Consider the following 21,223-nt stretch of genomic DNA (forward strand, 5'->3'; position numbering starts at 1 on the left):
GCAAGGAGAAAAAGCGGGCGATACCCTTACTGTCCAGCGACCGAGCCTGACGCCGGCAGGCGTCAGGCCGTTGGTTGCGTGGCGTTGGCGCCGTGATCAGCGCAGCAGGGCCAAGACGTTTTGCGGCAGCTGATTGGCCTGGGCGATCATGGCGGTGCCGGCTTGCTGCAAGATCTGGGTGCGGCTGAGGTTGGCCGTCTCGGCGGCGAAGTCGGCGTCCATGATGCGGCCGCGGGCGGCAGACTGCTTCTCCGCTGCGATGCGAATGTTGCTCATGATGTTCTCAAATCGACTCATCACGGCGCCGAGGCGTGCCCGGTTCGTCACCACGCTTTGGATGGCCGTGTTGATAGTGGCCAACATGGCGCTGGCGCCCGCTACTGTGGATATTGTCCCAGCACCCAACGCGGTAGAGATTGATCCAATGCTGCGCATCGATACGGTTACTGTCTGCCCTTGACTGGCTCCTACCTGGAAGGCATACGATGTGGCTCCACCACCAAGAATTTGCCGATTGTTAAAGCTCGTTTGTGATCGGATGCGACCGATTTCGGCGCGGAGCTGGGTGAATTCTGTCTGCAGGTTCGCCCGCGATGTGTCGTCGTTCGAGCCGTTCCGCGAACGAATAGCAAGCTCCCGAATACGCTGTAAAACGTCGGTGACGGATCCCAAAGCCCCGTCGGCAACCTCTACCATGGAAAGACCGTCGCCGGCATTGATAAGCGCCATGCCGAGCCCACGTACCTGAGATTGCATCCGCTCTGCAATCGCTAAGCCAGCGGCGTCGTCCTTGGCGGTGTTGACGCGCAGTCCCGACGACAAGCGGGCCATCGTCGTTTGCAGTGACTGCATGTTGTTGACGGTGTTGCGCTGGGCGTTCAGCGAAATCGGGTTGGTGTTGATGGACAGGCTCATGACGGTCGCTCCTGTGGGTAAGCCCGGTGGATGCACCGCATTGGGCCCCGTGCCCGCTGCTGGTGGTCCGTTGAACTACCGGTTGCCTGCTATATCGGCCCTGTCGGCCCGAACTTGAGGGTTTCTTCCGGTGCGTATCGTTGGCGCTGGCTGCGGCGTCAGGACAGTGCTGCGGGTCCCAGAGGCCAGTCGGGGCCACTAGAATCGACAGCCTGCCCGAGCACGCCGTGATTGCGTCCAAGCCGTCTCCACCATGACTACCCCCGACCGGCTCCAGCCCGTTCCGCTGCCCATGGAGCAGCTACGGGTGGGCTTGACGCTGCCGTTTACCCTGCTGGACGAGACCGGGCAGGTGCTGCTGGCCAAGGGTCTGCGCATCGAGGACGAGGCGCAGCTGGAGGGCATCCGTGCGCGGCGGCGGGTGTTCGTGCCGTTCGAGGAATCGGAACTGGCGGTCAAGGTGCTGATGCAGGGGCTGCTGCGCGCGGAGATCCACAAGGCCGCCATCAAAGATCTGGACCGCTACGTGTCGCTGGAGGACGAGGCAGCCGGCCGAGAGCCACTGCGGGGGACGTTCCCCGAGCAGTGTGCCGAGGTGACGGCGCGCCTGCGGCGCTTGCTGGCCAACATCGCGCAGGGCGCCTGGGGGCCGAACGAGACACGCCAGCGCCTGGCGGCGCTGTGGGCCGATATTCAGCAGTGGGAGCGCACGCCGGGGGCGATGGAGTCGGCGACACTGGTGTTGACGTACCGCGCCTGCAGCAGCCCCAGCGACTACAGCGTGCTGCACGCGCTGCAGTGCGCGGTGCTGGCGCGCCGGCTGGCACCGCGCCTGGGGCTGGATGAGGCGCGCACCCGTACCCTGGTGCTGGCCACCGCGACCATGAACGTGGCGATGCTGCAGTTGCAGGATGCGCTGGCGACGCAGGCCGCGCCGCCGTCGCCGGCGCAGCGGGCGCAGATCGATGCCCACGCGCAGGAGGGCGCGCGCCTGCTGCGGCAGGCGGGGGTGGACGACCCCGTCTGGCTGCAGGCGGTGACGCTGCACCACAGCGCGCTGGCGCCAGGGGTGCCGCTGGCGGCGCGCCCGCCCGGCGAGGCGCTGGCACACATCATCCAGGTGCTGGACCGCTACACTGCGTCCATGAGTCCGCGCGCCAGCCGCCCCGGCCGGGGCGCGCGCGAATCCGCGCGGCTGGCGGTGTTTTTCCGCACCGGGGGGCAACAAGACGAGGTGGGTGCGGCCCTGGTGCAGCTGCTGGGGCTGTATCCGCCCGGCACGTTCGTGCGGCTGCAGTCGGGCGAGCTGGCGCTGGTGTTGCGGCCCGGGCCGAAGGCGGCGACCCCGGTGGCGGCGGTCGTGGTCAACCGCGCGGGTGAGCCGTTGGGCTCGCCCAAGTTGGTGGATACCAGCCGCACGGAGCTGGCGGTGGCCGAGTCCGTGCCGGGATCGGTGGTGCGTGCCCGCATCAACCTTGATGAGATGGTGAAGCTGCTATTGTTTTCTCGCACGCCAGCGGCGGGGCTGCGCTGATCGCTCCAACGCCAAACGGCCGTTGGCGATGGCCACCGAGACAGACCCATGACGAGACGTCAGCGAACCGTGCGCTTGGCAACCTACAACATCCACAAGGGTGTGCAGGGCGTGGGGCCGCTGAAGCGGCTGGAGATCCACAACCTGGCGCGCGCGGTGGCCGAGCTGCGCGCCGATGTCGTTTGCCTGCAAGAGGTGCGAGCGTATCACCACCGGTTGCAGCGGCGCTTTGCCCACTGGCCAGCGGGGGATCAGGCGGGCTTTCTGGCACCCCCCGGCTACCACGTGCTGTACCGCACCAATGCGCGCACGCGCCATGGTGAGCATGGCAATGCGCTGTTGAGCCGCTTTCCCATCGTGGCGCACGGGCATTGCGATGTGTCCGACCACCGCTTCGAGCAACGCGGCCTGTTGCATGCGGTGCTGGCGCTGCCAGAGGATGTCGGCGACACGCCCTACCCCCGCTCGCGCGCGGGGGATAGCGCCCTGCACGTGATCGTGGTGCACCTGGGGCTGATCCACGCCAGCCGCGAACGGCAGGTGCGCGCGCTGGGCAACTATGTGGCGCAGCACGTGCCGCCGCAGGCGCCGCTGTTGGTGGCGGGCGATTTCAACGACTGGGGCGAGCAGCTGCACGCGCCGCTGGCGGCCCTGGGGCTGCATACCGCTGCGCAAGCGCGCGTGCCGACGTATCCGTCGCGCTGGCCGCTGCTGCCGTTGGACCGCATCTACGCGCGGGGGGCGCAGGTGCAATCCGTGGCCGTGCCGCCGCGCGGGGAGTGGGCGCGCTGGTCCGACCACCTGCCGCTGGTGGCGGAGGTCGAGTTGGCATGACCGCTACCCTGCAACCAGGGCATCACCTGCGCCTGCTGGAGGGAGGGCGCGCCTTGTTCCCAGCCATGGTGCAAGCCATGGAGCGCGCGCGCCGCCTGATCCACGTCGAGACGTACATCTTCGTGTTCGCCAACGCATCACTGGCCGTCGCCGAGGCGTTGGTGCGCGCCGCCCAGCGCGGCGTGGAGGTGCGGCTGGTGGTCGATGCGGTGGGCACGCCCGAGATTCCGCCCGAGTGGCAGCGCCGCTTTGCCGACGCCGGTGTGCAGTGGCGCACCTATGCCCCGCTGGGGCGGCTGGGGCTGCTCATCCCCAGCCGCTGGCGTCGGCTGCACCGCAAGCTGTGCGTCGTCGATGGCGTGGTGGGGTTTTGCGGCGGGATCAACCTGATCGATGACCTGGACGACGTGGTGCTGGGGCGGCTGGCGCAGCCACGGCTGGACTATGCGATGGAGGTGAGTGGCCCGCTGGTGGCGGAGATGCTGGCGACGATGGAGCGGCTGTGGTGGCGGCTGCAGGCGGTGGGGCAGATGCGCGAGCACGCTTTTCGCGCGGCGTGGCGCAATGCCTGGCGGTCGTCGTCCGGCGCGGTGATGGGACTGCCGCGCCGTTGGCGCCGCTGGCTGCGTCACAGGCAAGCCACCGCAGCGGACGAGGCGGCTGCGGTCGTGCAGGGCGCGCGTGCCGCGATTCTCTGGCGCGACAACGTGCGTCACCGGCACGACATCGAGCGCGCGTACCTGAGTGCGATCGAAGGCGCGCGCCGGGAGGTGATCATCGCCAATGCTTATTTCATCCCGGGTCGGCGGCTGCGGCATGCGCTGGCGCAAGCGGCGGCGCGTGGCGTGCGCGTGCGGCTGCTGGTGCAGGGCAAGTACGAGCGGTTTTTGCAGTACCACGCGCCGCGCCCGGTGCACGCCTGGCTGCTGCGCCGGGGCGTCCAGATCCATGAATACGCGCCCAGCGCGCTGCACGCCAAGGTGGCGCTGGTCGATACCCACTGGGCGACGGTGGGCTCGACCAATCTGGACCCCATTAGCTTGCTGCTGGCGCGCGAGGCCAACGTGGTGACGACGGACGCGCGCTTCGTGCGCCAGTTGCGCGCGCGCCTGGACCACCTGCTGCACACCGCGGGCGTGGCGCTGGAGTTGAGCGCCCTGCAGCGCCGCCCGTGGCACGAGCGCGCGCGCGACTGGGTGGCGTTTGCCGTGATGCGCGCGGTGCTGTTCATCACCGGGCACCGGTATTGATGGCGGGGTTCACGGTCTGGTGTTAGGATGGACGCATGCTGATGAAAGCCCCCGAGACCATGACCGACGCCACCACCGCCGATGAAGGCGTGCCCGTTTCCGTGCGCATCCGCGAGCGCATCAAAGCGGCGCGCAAGCGCTATCACGCCAATGACAACATCGCCGACTTCATCCAGCCCGGCGAGCTGGAGCAGCTGCTCGACGAGGTGGCTGAGAAGATGCAGGCGGTGCTGGATGCGATGGTCATCGACACCGCCAACGACCACAATACGGAAGACACCGCGCGTCGAGTGGCCAAGATGTACCTCAAAGAGGTGTTCGCGGGCCGCTATGTCAAGGCGCCGACGATCACCGAGTTCCCCAACGCCGAGCACTTGAACGAGCTGATGATCGTGGGGCCCATCACCGTGCGCAGCGCGTGCAGCCACCACTTCTGCCCGGTCATCGGCAAGGTGTGGATCGGCGTCATGCCCAACGAGCACACCAACGTAATCGGCCTGAGCAAGTACGCCCGCCTGGCCGAATGGATCATGGGCCGGCCCCAGATCCAGGAAGAGGCGGTGGTGCAGCTGGCCGACTTGATCCAGGAAAAAACCCAGCCCGACGGACTGGCCATCGTGATGGAGGCGACACACTACTGCATGGCGTGGCGTGGCGTCAAGGACATGGACAGCCGCATGATCAACTCCGTCATGCGCGGGGTGTTTTTGAAGGATGCCAACCTGCGGCGCGAATTTTTGTCGCTGATCCCGCGCCAAGACGGCGCCCGTTGAGGGGGGAAAGCCATGCTGGTGAGGCTTTTGTACGTCAGCCGGGCGCGGCCGGAGCATACCGCGCAGGACATCGAGGACATTCTGCACGCCGCGCGCCACCATAACTTGCACAATGGCATCACGGGCATTCTGTGTTACGGCGGCGGTATCTATCTGCAAGCCATCGAGGGCGGGCGCGATGCGGTCAACCGGCTGTACCGCCAGATCATCGAAGACCCGCGCCACCACGACGTGGAGCTGTTGCTGTACGAAGAAATTACCGAGCGGCGCTTCGGCGGCTGGACGATGGGGCAGGTCAACCTGACCAAGCTCAACACGTCCATCGTGCTGAAATACTCCGAGCGGCCGGAGTTCGACCCCTACAGCGTCTCGGGCAAGGTGTCGCTGGCGCTGCTGGAGGAGCTCATGGCCACCGCCAGCATCATCGGCCGGGTGTGAGCGCCGAGGGCAGCGCAGGCGAGCCCGCCGCACAGACGACGCGACCGCGGCTGCTGGGGTGCGACTTCACCAGTGCGCCCACGCGGCGCAAGCCGATCGTGCATGCGGTGGGCCGCTTGCTGGGGCCGATGGGTGCGCCGCAGCAGGTGGTGCTCGACGCGTTGCGGCCGTACGACAGCCTGTCGGTCTGGAGCCAGGCGTTGCGCGAGGACGGCCCGTGGGTCGGGGGTTTCGATTTTCCCTTCGGGCTGCCGCGCGCGCTGGTGCAGGCGTTGGGTTGGCCGCTGCAATGGTGTGACTGTATAACGCACTACGCCGCGCTGGAGCGTGCCCAGATCCGCGCCACCTTCGCCGCTTTTTGTGCCGCACGGCCAGCAGGGCACAAGCTTGCCCACCGGGCCACGGATGGGTCGGCAGGGTCGAGCCCGAGCATGAAATGGGTCAACCCGCCCGTGGCCTTTATGTTGCACGCGGGGGTGCCGCGCTTGTTGGCGGCGGGGGTGGCGCTGCCCGGGCTGCATGAGCCCGAGCAGGACAGCGACCGCGTCGCGCTCGAGGCCTACCCCGGGCTGCTGGCGCGCAGCGTATTGGGCCGTCGTCCGTATAAAAGCGACGACCGCCGGCGCCAGAGTGTGCCGCACCGGCTCGCCCGGGCAGACCTGCTGCGCGCGCTGGAGCAGGGCAGCGCGCCCCTGCTGGCGAGCAGCGGTCTGCGCCTGTGCGTGAGCCCGGCGTTGGCCGAGGCACTGGTGGCCGATGCCAGCGGCGATGCGCTGGACGCTGTGCTGTGCCTGCTGCAGGCCGCGTGGGGTCTGCAGCAGCACGAGGCCGGTCACCCCTGCTGGGGGTTGCCGCCGTTCGCCCCCCTGGAGGGCTGGATCGTCACCGCTGGCTGCACACCGGACAGTCCGGCTGACGCGCAAACGCCACCTCGCTAAAAGCGAGCCCGCGGCCGTCGAGCATCAACAACCGGCCCACCAAGCGTGAGCCCATGCCCACGATGAGCTTGAGCGCCTCGGCCGCCTGTAGCGTGCCGATGATGCCGACCAGCGGTGCGAATACCCCCATCGTCGCGCAGCGGGTTTCCTCCAGCGCGTCGGTGTCGGGGAACAGGCAGGCATAGCATGGTGACGCAGGCTGGCGGGGGTCGTAGACCGACAGCTGGCCGTCGAAGCGGATGGCCGCACCGGACACCAGCGGCACGCCAAGGCGCACGCTGGCGCGGTTGATGAGGTGCCGGGTGCGGAAGTTGTCGGTGCAGTCCAGCAGCACGTCGGCGCCGGGCAGCACGCGGTCGAGCAGGGCGTCATCGGCGCGTTGCTGGAGCGCGTCGATGCGCACCTCGGGGTTGATGGCGTGCATGGCCACTTGCGCCGACTGCACCTTGGGCAGGCCCACGCGCGACAGGTCGTGCGCGATTTGCCGCTGTAGGTTGGTGGCGTCCACCGTGTCGGGGTCGATGAGGGTGATGCGGCCAACGCCAGCACTGGCCAGGTACAGGGCCACAGGTGAGCCCAGCCCCCCCGCGCCCACCACCACCGCGTGCGCGGCGAGCAGCCGTTCTTGGCCTTCGATGCCGATGTCGTCGAGCAGGATGTGGCGCGAGTAGCGCAGCAGTTGCTCGTCGGTCATGGGCGGGCAGGGCGTTGGGTTGGTCAGTTGGCCGCGCCGTCGTTTTTGGCTGGGCGCTCGCTGGCGGTCTTGCTGACCGCCACCGGCAGACCCTTGAGCTGGTTGAGCGCTTGCTGCAGCTGGAAGTCCTTGTCCGAGCCAAACTCGGGCAGCAGGCGGGCGTCCGGGTTTTTGCGCCGTTCTTCTTCCAGTCGTTGGCGGGCCGCCTCGCGCTCGCGCTCGCGCTGGCGTGCGGCTTCGCGTTCGGCTTCGTTCATGGGGCGCTCGTCGGGGCCGGCCAAGTGCTTTTCCAGATCCGCCTCGCGCGTGCGCAGCGCGGCAAACAGGTTGCCTTCGGGCGTTTCGTCCACCCACACGTCGGGCACGATGCCCTTGGCCTGGATGGAGCGGCCGCTGGGTGTGTAGTAACGCGCGGTGGTGAGTTTCAGTGCCGTATCGGGCCCCAGCGGGCGCACGGTTTGAACCGAGCCCTTGCCGAAGGTCTGGCTGCCCATGATGGTCGCGCGCTTGTGGTCTTGCAGCGCACCGGCGACGATTTCGCTGGCCGAGGCTGACCCTTCATTGACCAGCACCACGAGCGGGATGCGCTTGAGTAAGCCGTTGGTCTGCTCGGTCAGGCGGGCGATCGGGTCGTTGCCGGCGCGGCGCAGGTAGTCACGCGGGCGGGCCCGGTAGGTGGCTTTGCTTTCTTCGAGCTGGCCGTCGGTCTTGACCACCACAGCGTCGTCCGGCAAAAACGCCGCCGACAGTCCGATGGCCGCGTCCAGCAGGCCGCCAGGGTCGTTGCGCAGGTCGAGCACCAAGCCCTTGAGCTGCGGTTCCGCGCGCACGATCTCTTCGACCTTGCGTGCAAAGTCCTCTAGCGTGCGTTCTTGGAACTGCGATACGCGCACCCAGGCGTAACCGGGCTCGACCACCTTGGCGCGCACGCTCACCGTCTTGATTTCTTGCCGCGTGATCGTGACCGGGAAGGTGCGGTTTTCGTCGCGGCGAAAGATGGTCAGCGTGACCCGGGTGTTGGGCTCACCGCGCATGCGCTTGACCGCGTCGTTGATGGTCAGGCCTTTGACGGGCGTATCGTCGATCTTGGTGATCAGGTCGCCCGCCTTGAGACCGGCGCGGAAGGCGGGCGAGTCCTCGATCGGCGAGACGACTTTGACGAGGCCGTCCTCCATCGTGATCTCGATGCCGACACCCACGAAGCGGCCCGACGTGCCCTCGCGAAATTCCTTGAAGCTCTTTTTGTCGAAATACTGCGAGTGGGGGTCGAGCGCCGACACCATGCCCGAGATGGCATCGGTGATGAGCTTTTTGTCATCGACCGGCTCGACGTAGTCGGTCTTGATCATGCCGAAGACCGCTGCGAGCTGCTGCAGTTCTTCCAACGGCAATGGCGCCAGCGACGCGCGCGCCGTGGCTTGTAGTTGCACGGTCGTCAATGCGCCCGCCAGCGCCCCCAGCGCGATCCAACCGGCAATCTTCAATTTGTGCCCCATGACAGTCCCGTTCGTCAATCGACGCCTCAATATACCTCTTGGAGCGCCGCTGCGCTCGCCCGGTTCCGGACGGGCCTGGCGATATTGGGCGCTTTCGTCAGGCCTTGGCTTGGTGGGCCACGGCGGCGGCTGCTGCCTCGGCCGCGGCCGCATCACCCAGATAGTAGCGGCGCAGCGGACGCAGGTCATCGTCGAACTCGACCACCAGCGGAATGCCGTTGGGGATGTTGAGCCCGACGATGTCAGCGTCCGAGATACCATCCAGGTGCTTGATGAGCGCGCGGATCGAATTGCCGTGCGCCGAGATGAGCACGCGCTCGCCGCGCCGGATGGCGGGCGCGATGGTGTCGTTCCAGTAGGGCACGACGCGCGCCACCGTGTCCTTGAGGCACTCGGTCAGCGGAATCCGCTCAGGAGGCAGGTGCGCATAGCGGCGGTCGTGGCGTTCGCTGCGCGGGTCGTTGGGATCCAGCGGGGGCGGCGGCACGTCGTAGCTGCGGCGCCACACGAGCACCTGTTCCTCACCGTACTGCCGCGCCATGTCGGCCTTGTTGAGGCCCTGCAGCGCGCCATAGTGGCGCTCGTTGAGCCGCCAGTCTTTGATGACGGGCAGCCAGGCGCGGTCCATCTCGTCCAGCGCGTACCACAGGGTGTGGATGGCGCGCTTGAGCACGCTGGTAAAGCACAGGTCGAAGTCCCAGCCCTCAGCCTTGAGCAGGCGCCCTGCCGACATCGCCTGCGACACGCCGGTGGGCGTGAGGTCGACGTCGGTCCAGCCGGTGAATCGGTTTTCCAGGTTCCAGGTGGATTCGCCGTGGCGGATGAGGACGAGCTTGTGCATGGTGGCAGGGGTATGGAGCGGCGGCGGGCGCCAGACAAAGCGACATTCTAGAATACCACCCGTGTTGGGCCGCGGGCCCTCAACCCAATGATGGAAGGCAAACGGCGTGGATTTCATTGCGCAGAACTGGATCTTGGTGGCCGTGGCCGTGGGCTCGGCCGTGTTGCTGTTGTGGCCGGCGGCGGGTGGCGCTGCGGGCGGGGTGACGCCCACGCAAGCGGTGCAGCTCATCAACCGAGAAAAAGCGGTGGTGATCGACGTCTGTTCGCCGTCAGAGTATGCAGGAGGGCACATCGCGGGGGCGCGCAACATTCCGTTGGACGCGCTGGAGCAGCAGTTGCCCCAGGCGGTCAAGAACAAGGCCACGCCGCTGGTGTTGGTGTGTGCCTCGGGCATGCGCTCGCGGCGCGCGGTGGCCATCGCCAAGAAATTGGGCTACGAGCGCGCGGTGTCGCTGGCAGGGGGCATGGCCGCCTGGCGCAGTGCAGGCCTGCCGGTGCAAAAGGCCTGATGCCGTATCTGGAGACACCCCGATGGCGCACGTACAGATCTACAGCAGTGACTATTGCCCCTATTGCCACCGTGCCAAGGCGCTGCTGCGCGCGCGCGGCGTGACCGAGTGGGAGGAAATCAACGTCGACGGTCGGCCCGACGTGCGCGAGGCGATGGCGCGACGGGTTGGGCGCACGAGCGTGCCGCAGATCTTCATTGACGGGCGCCACATCGGCGGCTGCGACGACCTGCACGCGCTGGACGCGGCGGGCGGTCTGACGCCCTTGCTGCAGGGGCGCTGACGGTCGGTCGATGATGGTAGGCGCGCCCGGGGCGAGGGCTGCGGTCTCATCCTCCGGCATAATCGGGCGCAGTCACGGGTGACGATCGCGTCGCCCGTGAGTTTTCGACCCGCGGGGCCACATGCCGTGGCGTCCCCGCCCAACCTGCCTGTCACCATGTCCGACGATCAAACCCCGGTTTTTCAAATCCAGCGCGTCTACCTGAAGGAGTCGTCGCTCGAGCAACCCAACTCGCCCGCCATCTTTCTGGAGCAGCAGCAGCCCAGCGTCGACATCCAGCTCGGCGTCGAGGCGCAGGCGTTGGCCGACGGTGTGTATGAGGTGGGGGTGACGGCCACCGTGCACACCAAGATCGGCGAGCGCACCGTCTTTCTGGTCGAGTGCAAGCAGGCGGGCATTTTCGAGATCCGTAATCTGCCGCAGGAGCAGATGGGTCCCATCCTGGGCATTGCCTGCCCGCAGATCATCTACCCCTATCTGCGCGCCAACGTGGCCGACCTGATCACCCGCGCGGGCTTTCCGCCCGTGCACATGGCCGAGATCAACTTCCAGGCCATGTACGAGCAGCAGCAGGCCCAGCAGGCCAACGGCGCGACCGCCAACGCCTAAAGGCGCACACCGACCGTCGAGGACCGCGCGTCACGCGATCGCGCCATGCACATCACGGTGATCGGTGCCGGTGCCTGGGGCACGGCACTGGCCTTGGCCGCCAGCGTCACCCACCAGGTGCACTTGTGGGTGCGCGACCCGGCGCAGGCCGAACGCCTGCGCGCCGAGCGGGTCAACGCCCGCTATTTGCCCGGGGTGCCGCTGCCGCCCGGGTTGGTGTGCGCAGGCGGCGACCCCGAGGGGCTGCTGCCGTGGCTGACGCAGACCGACTTGGTCGTCGTCGCCACCCCCATGGCCGGGCTGCGCCAGTGGCTGCAGTGGCTGGCCCGGATGTTGCCCGAGGCGGGGCGCGCGGCGGTGCCCGTGACCTGGCTGTGCAAGGGCTTCGAGCGGCCGCCCGAGGGCAGCGCCGAAGGGCTGCTCGGACACGAGATCGCTGCCCGTGTCGCGCCGGCGCTGCGCGTGGGTGTGCTCAGTGGCCCCAGCTTTGCGCAGGAGGTCGCGGCCGGCCTGCCCACGGCGTTGGTGGCCGCCAGTGCCGATGCGGGGGTGCGCGCCACGCTGGTGCAGGCGTTTCATGGCGGCCACCTGCGCGTTTATGCCAACGACGACCTGGTGGGGGTCGAGGTGGGCGGGGCAGTGAAAAACGTGATGGCGATCGCCACCGGCCTGTGCGACGGGCTGCGCCTGGGGCACAATGCGCGCGCCGCGCTCATCACCCGGGGGCTGGCCGAAATCACGCGCCTGGGCACGGCGCTGGGGGCACGGGCCGAGACCTTCATGGGACTGTCGGGCTTGGGCGATCTGGTGCTCACCGCCACTGGTGACCTCAGCCGCAACCGCCAGGTCGGCCTGCTGCTGGCGCAGGGCATGAGCCTGGCGCAGGCGGTGGCGTCGCTGGGGCACGTGGCCGAGGGCGTCTACAGCGCGCGCACCGTGGCGCAACGTGCACACGCGCTGGGCGTGCGCATGCCCATCACCGGCGCCGTGGTGGCGCTGCTCGATGGGACTTTGCAGCCCCGCGATGCGGTCACGCGCCTGATGGCGCGCGATTCGGTGGCCGAATGAGCGCTCCGGCGGGGCCGGGCGTCAAAATTCCCAGTTGTCGATCAAGCGCGTGCGCCCCAAGCGCGCAGCCCCCAGGGCCACCAGCCGACCGGGTTGCAGGTCGTGCTGGGTGGGGGGCTGCAGGTCTTCGCGGCGGCGCACCGTCAGGTAGTCGGGCTGCCAGCCGCGCGCGGCCAAGGTCTGCATGGCATGGTGTTCGAGCGCGGCCAGGTTGTGCTCGCCCGCCAGCACGCCCGCGGCCAGCGTGCGCAGCGCCAGCAGCAATTGCGGCGCCTCGGCGCGTTCCTGTGGCGACAGGTAGCCGTTGCGAGAGCTCAGTGCCAATCCATCCGGGGCACGCTCGATCTCGCCACCGTGGATGGTGATGGGCAGCGCGAACTGCTGCACCATCTGCCGGATGATCATGAGCTGCTGGTAGTCCTTCTTGCCAAAGACGGCGTGGCGCTCGCCTTTGGCTTGGGCAAACACACACTGGAACAGCTTCATCACCACCGTGCACACACCGGTGAAAAAGCCCGGGCGGAAGTGCCCTTCCAGCAGGTCGGCCAGCGCCGCAGGCGGCTGCACCTTGAAGGTCTGCGGCTGCGGGTAGAGCTCGGACTCGGCGGGCGCAAAGACGATGTCGCAGCCGACCTCGGCCAGCCGGGCACAGTCGGCGTCCAGCGTGCGTGGGTAGGTGTCGAAGTCTTCGTGTGGCAAAAATTGCAGCCGGTTGACGAAGATGCTGACGACGCTGACATCGCCCAGGGTGCGCGCACGCCGCACCAGGGCCAGGTGGCCGTCGTGCAAATTGCCCATGGTGGGCACGAAGGCGGGGCTGTCGTAGCGGGCCAGGGCTTGCCGCAGTTCGGCGATGGTGTGGATGACTTGCATGAGGCAGCGGCGTTTACCACGCGTGCAGGGTGTTGTCGGGGAAGGTGCCGTTCTTGACGGCGGCGACGTAGGCGGCCATGGCGTCGTGCACGCTGGCCGCCCCGTCCATGAAGTTGCGCACGAATTTTGGCGTTTTGCCCAAGTGCACGCCCAGCATGTCGTGCATGACCAGCACCTGGCCCGCGGTGCCCGAGCCTGAGCCAATGCCGATCGTGTGACAGCGCGGCAGCTGCTGCGTGATCTCGGCGGCCAGCGCCGCGGGCACCATCTCCAACACCAGCATGGCCGCGCCCGCGTCCTGCAGCGCCAGCGCGTCGCGGCGCAGTTGCTGTGCCTCGGCGTCGCTGCGGCCTTGCACCCGATAGCCGCCGATGGCGTGCACGGTCTGCGGGGTCAGGCCCAGGTGGGCGCACACGGGGATGCCGCGCTCGACCAAAAAGCGCACGGTCTCCACCGTCCAGCCGCCACCCTCGAGCTTGACCATGTGCGCGCCGGCTTGCATGAGGGCGGCGGCGCTGCGCATGGCCTGCTCGCGTGATTCTTGGTAGCTACCAAACGGCAGGTCGGCGATGATCCACACCGTGCCCTGCACGCGACGCACGCCGCGCACCACGCACTCGGTGTGGTAGACCATCTCGGACAGGGATACGCCCACGGTACTGGGTCGCCCCTGGCACACCATGCCCAGCGAGTCGCCAATCAGCAAGCAATCCACGCCCGCGTGGTCGGCCACCGCGGCGAACGTCGCGTCATACGCGGTGAGCATGGCGATTTTTTCGCCGCGCTCGCGCATCTCGTGCAGGCGCGGCAGGCTGATGGGCTTGCGCGGCGGCAGTGGCGACGCCGAGGGCAGGGTGCCGTAGGGGGTGCGGGCGGTGGGATCGGTCATGGTCAGCTTCTCGACGAGACGCGCAAGTCTATTCCATACAGGGCCCTTGCCAATGCCGCTATGCTAGCGGCTGGCGTTTTCGTAGCACTTCACGATGGCTTCTTCCGCTCGTCCCGATCCGCTGTCCCTGCAGCCCCCCTTGCCCGACATCGCTGCCCAGGCGGCCGCCGACGTGGCGCGCGCGCTGGCCGAAGACGTGGGCACCGGTGACGCGACGGCCGCGCTGGTCGATGCCCACTTGCGCATGGGGGCGCGGGTGATCGCGCGCGAGCCGGCGGTGGTGTGCGGCGAGCCGTGGGTGCGCGCCGCCGTGCAGGCGCTCGACCCCAGCGCGCAGTGGCGCTGGCACGTGCGCGATGGCGAGCGCGTCGCGGCCGGGGCGGTGGTGTTCGAGGTGCAGGCGCAGGCGCGCGCGCTGCTGTCGGCCGAGCGCACGGCGCTCAATTTTTTGCAAACCCTGTCGGCGGTGGCGACGCAGACGGCGCAGTTCGTGGCAGCGGTACAGGGCACGCGCGCGCGCATCTGCGACACGCGCAAGACGCTGCCGGGTCTGCGTGTGGCGCAGAAATACGCGGTGCGTGTGGGGGGCGGTCTGAACCACCGCATGGGCCTGCACGACGCCGTGCTCATCAAGGAAAACCACATCGCCGCTGCGGGCGGTGTGCGCGCGGCGCTCGAGCGCGTGCAGGCGCTCGCGCCGCAGGCGCTGTTCGTGCAGATCGAGGTCGAGACGCTGGCGCAGTTGCGCGAGGCGCTCGATGCGGGCGCGCGCGTCGTCTTGCTCGACAATATGGATTTGGCCACGCTGCGCGAGGCGGTGCGCATCAACGACGCCCATCCCGACGGCGGCGCCGTGCTGGAGATTTCCGGAGGCGTCAACCTGCAGACCGTGCGCGCGCTGGCCGAGACGGGCGTCGACCGCATCTCGGTTGGTGCCCTGACCAAGGACATTCGCGCCATCGACCTGTCGATGCGGCTATACCCCATTTGATGTCACCATGGCTACCCTGATCGAAGTCGATGTCGAACAGCCCGCCTGCACCACGCGCCACGCGTGGGCGCGCGTGCCCGAGGAGCCCTCGCCAGCCGAGCGCGAGGCGCTCAAAGCGCGCATCCGCACGCTGCTGCGCGAGCGCAACGCCGTCATGGTGTCGCACTACTATGTGCACCCGGACTTGCAGGATCTGGCCGAGGAGACCGGCGGGATCGTGAGCGACAGCCTGGAGATGGCGCGCTTTGGCCGCGACCATCCGGCGCGCACGCTCGTCGTCTCGGGCGTGCGCTTCATGGGCGAGACGGCCAAGATCCTGTCGCCCGAAAAGACGGTGCTCATGCCCGATCTGGACGCGACCTGCTCGCTCGACTTGGGTTGTCCGGCGGACGATTTTGCGGCGTTTCGTGCCCAGCACCCGGACCGCACCGTGGTCGTCTACGCCAACACGAGCGCGGCGGTCAAAGCGCAAGCGGACTGGTTGGTCACCTCCAGCTGCGCGCTCGACATCGTGCGCGCGCTGCGCGATGCGGGCCACAAAATCCTGTGGGCGCCTGACAAACACCTGGGCGCTTACATCCAGCGCGAAACCGGTGCCGACATGGTGCTGTGGCGCGGCTCGTGTGTGGTGCACGACGAGTTCAAGGCCTTCGAGCTGGAGCAGCTGCGCCGCGACCACCCGGGCGCCAAGGTGCTGGTGCACCCCGAAAGCCCAGCCGAGGTGGTGGCGCAAGCCGACGTGGTGGGCTCGACGTCGCAGATCCTCAAGGCCGCGGCCGAGCTCGACGCCGAGGTGTTCATCGTCGCCACCGACAACGGCATGATGCACAAGCTGCGCGCCCTCAACCCGGGCAAGCGCTTCATCGAGGCGCCCACGGCGGGCAACAGCGCCACCTGCAAGAGCTGCGCCCACTGTCCCTGGATGGCCATGAACAGCCTGCGGGGCGTGCTGGAGGTGCTCGAAACGGGCCTCAACGAAATCCATGTCGATCCCGCGCTGATTCCCCGCGCGCGGCAGCCGATCGAGCGCATGCTGGCCTTCACCGCCGCGCTGCGGCGCGGGGAGCCGGCCGGGGCGCTGGTGCCGGGCATCGGCGCCGCTTGACCCTGGCCCGACAACCCCATCCCTGGCGTGGCTTTTGGCCACCCTCGAGACCTGGCGAAAAGTGCCGCCCACAATGGGTTAGGTCGATGAGGCTCGGGGAATGGCGATGCGTGATGGCAAAGGTTGGGTAACCAGGTGCGCGGTCGGGTTGGCCACGCTCATGGCAGCGTTGGCGGCGCCCGCACGTCCGCTCGAACTCGACGACGTGGCGCGCGAGGGTGAGCTGCGCTTTTTGGCCGAGCGACCTGACGCGGGCGCGTACCGCTATGACTCGCGCGTCGAGATCGAAGAGTCCAGCCTGCGCGATGGGGTGGTGCGCGTGCAGACCTGCCACCGGCAACTCGACCCCAACCCGCGCATCGTCGTGCTGTTCAACCGCGATCGCGTGCAACACATCGAGATCGTGCGCGCGGAAGGGGTGGAGCGCGCCTGGGTGGACGGGCACCGGGTCGAGCTAGCCGGGGTGCAGCGCGGCGGCACGGTGTGCATCGACCTGCGCTCGCGCGCGCTCGATGCGCTGGAAGATGGGCGCTGGCGGCTGCACGTCGGGCCGCTGATGCGCCGCTATCTGGATGGCTACCTGCCGATGGAGGCCGACCTGCAGGTGCGCTGGCCGACGGGGCTGCTGCAAGTGGCGGCGGTGGAGCCGGTGCCGCAGCCGGGCGTGCGCCTCAGTACCCAGGCCGATGGCGCCCACCTACACATCATATTCGCGGGTCGGTTGGCGGCGCGCTGGGAGTTGCAGCGCTCGTCTGCGGCGCCGACCGCGCGGTGATGGGGTTCTGGCGCGGGCCCATCGCCGGTCAAAGGCGATGGCGCCCCAGACATCGCCCTACTTTCATATGGTGAAACTCTGCTGCGCCATCGTGAAAGCAAGGAGGCGCGCCGCATTTGCAAGTTTTCGTATCACGGAAATAAGGTTTCGTATTGTGGCATAGCGTCGCTACGTCTTTGATTCTAAAAGATCAAAAAATGTCTTGTATAAGACACAAGACCAGTGATGTGTCTTATATAAGACTTATACTGTAGGCAACAGGTCAGGGTATCCATCAGCCCACTGGCAATGGTCCCGAGCGGTTTCATCCCATCCACCACAGGAGTGTCGACATGTCACAAAACCTCACCCGCGAGCAACAGATTGCCGCCCTCGAAAAAGACTGGGCCGAAAACCCGCGCTGGAAGGGCATCAAGCGCAACTACACCGCGGCCGACGTCGTGCGGCTGCGTGGTTCGGTGCAAATCGAGCACACGCTGGCCAAGCGCGGTGCCGACAAGCTCTGGCGCCTGATCAACGGCGAAGCCAAGAAGGGCTACGTCAACGCCTTTGGCGCCGTGACCGCCGGTCAGGCGATGCAACAGGCCAAGGCGGGTCTGGAGGCGGTGTATCTGTCGGGCTGGCAGGTGGCGGCCGATGCCAACACTTCCGAGACGATGTACCCCGACCAGTCGCTCTACGCCTACGACTCGGTGCCGACGATGGTGCGCCGCATTAACAACACCTTCAAGCGCGCCGACGAAATCCAGTGGAGCCGTGGCATCGGCCCTGGTGACGCGGGCTATGTGGATTACTTCCTGCCCATCGTGGCTGACGCCGAGGCTGGCTTCGGCGGCGTGCTCAACGCGTTCGAGCTGATGAAGAACATGATCGCCGCGGGCGCGGCGGGCGTGCACTTCGAGGACCAGCTGGCGGCGGTCAAGAAGTGCGGCCACATGGGCGGCAAGGTGCTGGTGCCGACGCAAGAGGCGATCGAGAAGCTGGTGGCGGCGCGTTTTGCGGCCGACATCATGGGCGTGCCGACCATCGTGCTGGCGCGCACCGACGCCGAGGCGGCCAACCTGCTGACCAGCGACCACGATGCCAACGACCGGCCGTTCCTGACCGGCGAACGCACGCAAGAAGGCTTTTTCCGCGTCAAGAATGGCCTGGAGCAGGCCATCAGCCGCGGTGTGGCCTATGCGCCGTACGCCGATCTGGTGTGGTGTGAGACCGGCACGCCCGATCTGGGCTTTGCGCGCGAGTTTGCGCAGGCGGTGCATGCCAAGTGCCCGGGCAAGCTGCTGGCCTACAACTGCTCGCCCAGCTTCAACTGGAAGAAGAACCTGGATGACAAGACGATCGCCGAGTTCCAGGACAAGCTCTCCGAGATGGGCTACAAGTACCAGTTCATCACGCTGGCGGGCATCCACATCAACTGGTACAACACGTTCATGTTCGCCTACCACTACGCGCGCGGCCAGGGCATGAAGCACTATGTGGACATGGTGCAAGAGCCCGAGTTCAAGGCGCGCGAGCTGGGCTATACCTTCGTGTCGCACCAGCAGGAAGTGGGCGCGGGCTACTTCGACGACGTGACCACCGTCATCCAGGGCGGCTCCTCCAGCGTCAAGGCGCTAGCCGGGTCGACCGAAGAAGAGCAGTTCCACTGACCCCCGGGGGTGCCCCGGCTGCCGCCGATCACTCGATGCGGCAAGCCTCATCGAAGGGCAGCCGGGGCCCGCGTGGGAACAGTTGGCTGGCGTCGCCGTAGCCCAGGTTGCACAAGAAATTGGTGCGTACCGTGGTGCCGCCCCAAAAGGCGGCATCCACCGCGGCGGCGTCGAAGCCGCTCATGGGTCCGCAATCCAGACCCAATGCGCGCGCCGCCAGAATGAAATAGCCGCCTTGCAGGCTGCCGTTGCGCAGGGCGGTCGTCTGGATCAGCTCGGGGTTGCCCTCGAACCAGCGGCGTGCCTCGGGGTTGTGGGGAAAGAGCTGGGGCAGTTTTTCGTAGAAAGCCATGTCCATGCCGAGGATGGCGGTGACCGGCGCCGCTTCGGTCTTGGCACGGTTGCCCTCCATCAAGCACGGCAGCAGTCTTGCCTTGGCAGCCGGCGACGTGACGAACACGATACGCGTCGGGCTGCAATTGGCCGACGTTGGCCCCCATTTCATCAGGTCGTACAGCCGCTGCAGCAGCGCGTCGGGGACCTCCCGCGGCAACCAAGCGTTGTGGGTGCGGGCGTGGTCGAACAGTTGTTCCGTGGTGATCTGCATACGATGGAAATGCCGGATGGGTGGATCCTGAGGGACCACCGCCGCTCGTGGCGGCCCCGTGGCCCCGACCATGGCGGGGATGATAGCGTGCCCGCTTTTTTGCCGCTGCGACGGCGGACGATGACCGCTGGGGCGGGCACGCTGTGCGAAAATGGAGGGTTATGCGCTGGTCTGCGCCGAGGCGGGGCCCGACCAGTTCTTGCCAGTGAGCCCATACATGATTCAAATTACCCTTCCCGACGGTTCCCAACGCTCTTTCGACGCCCCGCTGACCGTGGGCGATGTTGCCGCTGCCATCGGCCCAGGCCTGGCCAAGGCCGCGATCGCGGGCAAGGTGCAGTTCGAGGGTGAGGCGCAGCCGCGCCTGGTGGACTTGTCGTACCGGCTGGAGCGAGATGCCCGCGTTTGGATTCTCACGGCCAAGGATCCGGAAGGGCTGGAGATCATTCGCCATTCGACTGCACACTTGTTGGCTTACGCGGTCAAAGAGCTGTACCCCGACGCCCAAGTCACCATCGGGCCGGTGGTCGACAACGGCTTTTACTACGACTTTTCGTACAAACGCCCGTTCACGCCCGATGATCTGGTGGCGATCGAGCAGAAGATGTCCGAGCTGGCCGCCCGCGATGAGCCGGTGGTGCGCCGCGTGCTGCCGCGGGATGAGGCGGTCGCCTACTTCAAAGGGCTGGGCGAACATTACAAGGCGGAGATCATCGAGAGCATCCCGCCCGGTGAAGAGGTGAGTTTGTACCGCGAGGGCGCTTTCGAGGATTTGTGTCGGGGGCCACACGTGCCCTCCACCGGCAAGCTCAAGCACTTCAAGCTGATGAAGGTGGCCGGCGCCTACTGGCGTGGCGACCACCGCAACGAGATGCTGCAGCGCATCTACGGCACCGCTTGGGCCAGCAAGGAAGATCTGCAAAAATACCTGACCATGTTGGAGGAGGCCGAGCGGCGCGACCACCGCAAGCTCGGTCGCGAGCTCGACCTGTTCCATATCGACGACCACGCGCCGGGGTTGGTGTTCTGGCACCCCAAGGGTTGGACGCTGTGGCAGCAGGTCGAGCAGTACATGCGCCAGGTGTATCGCGACAATGGCTACCTTGAGGTCAAGGGGCCGCAGATCCTGGACAAGGCGCTGTGGGAGAAGACCGGGCACTGGGACAAGTACCGCGAAAACATGTTCGTGACCGAGTCGGAAAAGCGCGACTACGCGCTCAAGCCGATGAACTGCCCGGGCCACATCCTGATTTTCAAGCAGGGTATCAAGAGCTACCGCGACTTGCCGCTGCGCTACGGTGAGTTCGGCCAATGCCACCGCAACGAACCCTCCGGTGGTCTGCACGGCATCATGCGTGTGCGCGGCTTCACGCAAGACGACGGCCACATCTTTTGCACCGAAGATCAGATCCTGCCCGAGTGTGACGCGTTCACGCGGCTGCTCAAGAAGGTGTACGCCGATTTTGGCTTTACCGAGATCCTGTACAAGGTCTCGACCCGCCCGGCGGCGCGCATCGGCTCGGACGCGCTGTGGGACAAGGCCGAGCAGGCGCTCATGGATAGCCTGCGCCACGCCGGCTGCGACTTCGTCATCTCCGAGGGCGACGGCGCTTTCTACGGCCCCAAAATCGAATACACCCTGAAGGACGCTATTGGCCGCGAGTGGCAGTGCGGCACCATCCAGGTCGACCTCAACCTGGCCGAGCGGCTCGATGCCGAGTACGTGGCCGAAGACGGCAGCCGCCAGCGCCCCGTCATCCTGCACCGCGCCATCGTGGGCAGTCTCGAGCGCTTCATTGGCATTTTGATCGAGCAGCACGCGGGGGCGCTGCCGGTGTGGCTGTCGCCCGTGCAGGTGGCGGTGCTCAATATCACCGACGCCCAGGCCGAATACTGTGGCGAAATTGCCAAGACGCTGCAGGATCAAGGCTTTAGGGTAGTCCTGGATCTTGGCAACGACAAGATCACCTATAAAATCCGGCAACAGGCCTTGCAGAAGGTGCCTTACATCCTGGTCGTTGGTGACAAGGAAAAGGCGGCCGGCACGGTGGCCGTGCGAGCGCGCGGTAATCAGGACCTCGGTGTCCTGCCCGTGGCCGACTTCGTGCAACGCCTGCGTTCGGACATCGCGTCCAGACATTGAAAGA

General features: G+C 67.1%; 22 protein-coding genes. 15 read left to right on the plus strand and 7 right to left on the minus strand.

Annotated features, from left to right (window positions below; translation table 11 throughout):
* Nucleotides 1-96: 96 nt before the first annotated feature.
* Nucleotides 97-915 carry a flagellin gene (locus ACPP3B_RS10025; protein WP_424858897.1) on the minus strand — a complete coding sequence of 273 codons (819 nt, stop codon included), beginning with the start codon at nucleotides 913-915 and terminating at the stop codon, nucleotides 97-99.
* Between the two features lie 253 nt (nucleotides 916-1,168).
* Here ACPP3B_RS10025 and ACPP3B_RS10030 point away from each other — a divergent pair, with 253 nt between their 5' ends.
* Genes ACPP3B_RS10030 through ACPP3B_RS10055 form a run of 6 tightly spaced genes read left to right on the plus strand, consistent with a single transcriptional unit; the run spans nucleotide 1,169 to nucleotide 6,682 of the window.
* The gene (locus ACPP3B_RS10030; protein WP_424858898.1) at nucleotides 1,169-2,449 is read left to right on the plus strand and encodes an HD-GYP domain-containing protein; all 1,281 of its coding nucleotides are present in this window, start codon (nucleotides 1,169-1,171) and stop codon (nucleotides 2,447-2,449) included.
* Between the two features lie 48 nt (nucleotides 2,450-2,497).
* A complete protein-coding gene (locus ACPP3B_RS10035) occupies nucleotides 2,498-3,283 on the plus strand; it encodes an endonuclease/exonuclease/phosphatase family protein (RefSeq protein ID WP_424858899.1) in 786 nt (261 codons plus the stop codon).
* Entirely contained in the window at nucleotides 3,280-4,533 is a 1,254-nt protein-coding gene (gene clsB, locus ACPP3B_RS10040) for a cardiolipin synthase ClsB (protein ID WP_424858900.1), read from the plus strand. Before ACPP3B_RS10035 ends, clsB begins: the two co-directional genes overlap by 4 nt.
* Before the next feature lie 41 nt (nucleotides 4,534-4,574).
* Nucleotides 4,575-5,306: a GTP cyclohydrolase I gene (folE, locus tag ACPP3B_RS10045; RefSeq protein ID WP_424860179.1), complete on the plus strand. Its 732-nt coding sequence runs from the start codon at nucleotides 4,575-4,577 to the stop codon at nucleotides 5,304-5,306.
* Between the two features lie 12 nt (nucleotides 5,307-5,318).
* The gene (locus tag ACPP3B_RS10050; RefSeq protein WP_424858901.1) at nucleotides 5,319-5,744 is read left to right on the plus strand and encodes a BLUF domain-containing protein; all 426 of its coding nucleotides are present in this window, start codon (nucleotides 5,319-5,321) and stop codon (nucleotides 5,742-5,744) included.
* On the plus strand, nucleotides 5,741-6,682 hold the full coding sequence (locus ACPP3B_RS10055) for a DUF429 domain-containing protein (RefSeq protein ID WP_424858902.1): 942 nt from the start codon (nucleotides 5,741-5,743) through the stop codon (nucleotides 6,680-6,682). The genes ACPP3B_RS10050 and ACPP3B_RS10055 overlap by 4 nt, the downstream gene beginning before the upstream one ends.
* On the opposite strand, the gene ACPP3B_RS10060 is transcribed toward ACPP3B_RS10055, so the two are convergent.
* The 3 genes from ACPP3B_RS10060 to gpmA form a co-directional block, all read right to left on the minus strand.
* Nucleotides 6,627-7,376, minus strand: coding sequence for a HesA/MoeB/ThiF family protein (locus ACPP3B_RS10060; protein ID WP_424858903.1), 750 nt, complete (start codon nucleotides 7,374-7,376; stop codon nucleotides 6,627-6,629). The two genes, ACPP3B_RS10055 and ACPP3B_RS10060, sit on opposite strands and share 56 nt — an antisense overlap.
* 23 nt (nucleotides 7,377-7,399) lie before the next feature.
* Complete coding sequence (locus ACPP3B_RS10065) at nucleotides 7,400-8,872, minus strand: S41 family peptidase (RefSeq protein WP_424858904.1); 1,473 nt, start codon at nucleotides 8,870-8,872, stop codon at nucleotides 7,400-7,402.
* 97 nt (nucleotides 8,873-8,969) lie between these two features.
* A complete protein-coding gene (gene gpmA, locus ACPP3B_RS10070) occupies nucleotides 8,970-9,713 on the minus strand; it encodes a 2,3-diphosphoglycerate-dependent phosphoglycerate mutase (RefSeq protein WP_424858905.1) in 744 nt (247 codons plus the stop codon).
* 106 nt (nucleotides 9,714-9,819) lie between these two features.
* Here gpmA and ACPP3B_RS10075 point away from each other — a divergent pair, with 106 nt between their 5' ends.
* From ACPP3B_RS10075 to ACPP3B_RS10090, 4 genes are all read left to right on the plus strand, one after another.
* A complete protein-coding gene (locus ACPP3B_RS10075) occupies nucleotides 9,820-10,224 on the plus strand; it encodes a rhodanese-like domain-containing protein (RefSeq protein WP_299020479.1) in 405 nt (134 codons plus the stop codon).
* Nucleotides 10,225-10,246: 22 nt separating this feature from the next.
* The gene (gene grxC, locus ACPP3B_RS10080) at nucleotides 10,247-10,507 is read left to right on the plus strand and encodes a glutaredoxin 3 (RefSeq protein ID WP_424858906.1); all 261 of its coding nucleotides are present in this window, start codon (nucleotides 10,247-10,249) and stop codon (nucleotides 10,505-10,507) included.
* Nucleotides 10,508-10,663: 156 nt separating this feature from the next.
* Entirely contained in the window at nucleotides 10,664-11,116 is a 453-nt protein-coding gene (gene secB, locus ACPP3B_RS10085) for a protein-export chaperone SecB (RefSeq protein ID WP_299020484.1), read from the plus strand.
* 45 nt (nucleotides 11,117-11,161) lie between these two features.
* Entirely contained in the window at nucleotides 11,162-12,184 is a 1,023-nt protein-coding gene (locus ACPP3B_RS10090; RefSeq protein WP_299020487.1) for an NAD(P)H-dependent glycerol-3-phosphate dehydrogenase, read from the plus strand.
* A gap of 21 nt (nucleotides 12,185-12,205) precedes the next feature.
* On the opposite strand, the gene panC is transcribed toward ACPP3B_RS10090, so the two are convergent.
* Nucleotides 12,206-13,057, minus strand: a complete 852-nt coding sequence (gene panC / locus ACPP3B_RS10095) for a pantoate--beta-alanine ligase (RefSeq protein ID WP_424858907.1) — start codon at nucleotides 13,055-13,057, stop codon at nucleotides 12,206-12,208.
* Nucleotides 13,058-13,070: 13 nt separating this feature from the next.
* Nucleotides 13,071-13,946 (minus strand): 3-methyl-2-oxobutanoate hydroxymethyltransferase, encoded by an 876-nt coding sequence (gene panB / locus ACPP3B_RS10100; RefSeq protein ID WP_299020493.1) that lies wholly within the window; start codon nucleotides 13,944-13,946, stop codon nucleotides 13,071-13,073.
* Between the two features lie 94 nt (nucleotides 13,947-14,040).
* Between panB and nadC the strand changes: the two genes are divergently transcribed.
* From nadC to aceA, 4 genes are all read left to right on the plus strand, one after another.
* A complete protein-coding gene (gene nadC / locus ACPP3B_RS10105; RefSeq protein WP_424858908.1) occupies nucleotides 14,041-14,937 on the plus strand; it encodes a carboxylating nicotinate-nucleotide diphosphorylase in 897 nt (298 codons plus the stop codon).
* Nucleotides 14,938-14,944: 7 nt separating this feature from the next.
* On the plus strand, nucleotides 14,945-16,042 hold the full coding sequence (gene nadA, locus ACPP3B_RS10110) for a quinolinate synthase NadA (protein ID WP_299020498.1): 1,098 nt from the start codon (nucleotides 14,945-14,947) through the stop codon (nucleotides 16,040-16,042).
* Between the two features lie 160 nt (nucleotides 16,043-16,202).
* Complete coding sequence (locus tag ACPP3B_RS10115) at nucleotides 16,203-16,817, plus strand: hypothetical protein (protein ID WP_299020501.1); 615 nt, start codon at nucleotides 16,203-16,205, stop codon at nucleotides 16,815-16,817.
* A 332-nt stretch (nucleotides 16,818-17,149) separates the two neighbouring features.
* Entirely contained in the window at nucleotides 17,150-18,469 is a 1,320-nt protein-coding gene (gene aceA, locus ACPP3B_RS10120; protein WP_424858909.1) for an isocitrate lyase, read from the plus strand.
* A 28-nt stretch (nucleotides 18,470-18,497) separates the two neighbouring features.
* On the opposite strand, the gene ACPP3B_RS10125 is transcribed toward aceA, so the two are convergent.
* The gene (locus ACPP3B_RS10125) at nucleotides 18,498-19,076 is read right to left on the minus strand and encodes a malonic semialdehyde reductase (protein WP_299020507.1); all 579 of its coding nucleotides are present in this window, start codon (nucleotides 19,074-19,076) and stop codon (nucleotides 18,498-18,500) included.
* A gap of 217 nt (nucleotides 19,077-19,293) precedes the next feature.
* Here ACPP3B_RS10125 and thrS point away from each other — a divergent pair, with 217 nt between their 5' ends.
* Nucleotides 19,294-21,219, plus strand: a complete 1,926-nt coding sequence (gene thrS / locus ACPP3B_RS10130; RefSeq protein WP_299020510.1) for a threonine--tRNA ligase — start codon at nucleotides 19,294-19,296, stop codon at nucleotides 21,217-21,219.
* Nucleotides 21,220-21,223: the final 4 nt, after the last annotated feature.

The sequence above is a fragment of the Tepidimonas sp. HKU77 genome, from assembly GCF_049728535.1.
Lineage (GTDB): Bacteria > Pseudomonadota > Gammaproteobacteria > Burkholderiales > Burkholderiaceae_C > Tepidimonas.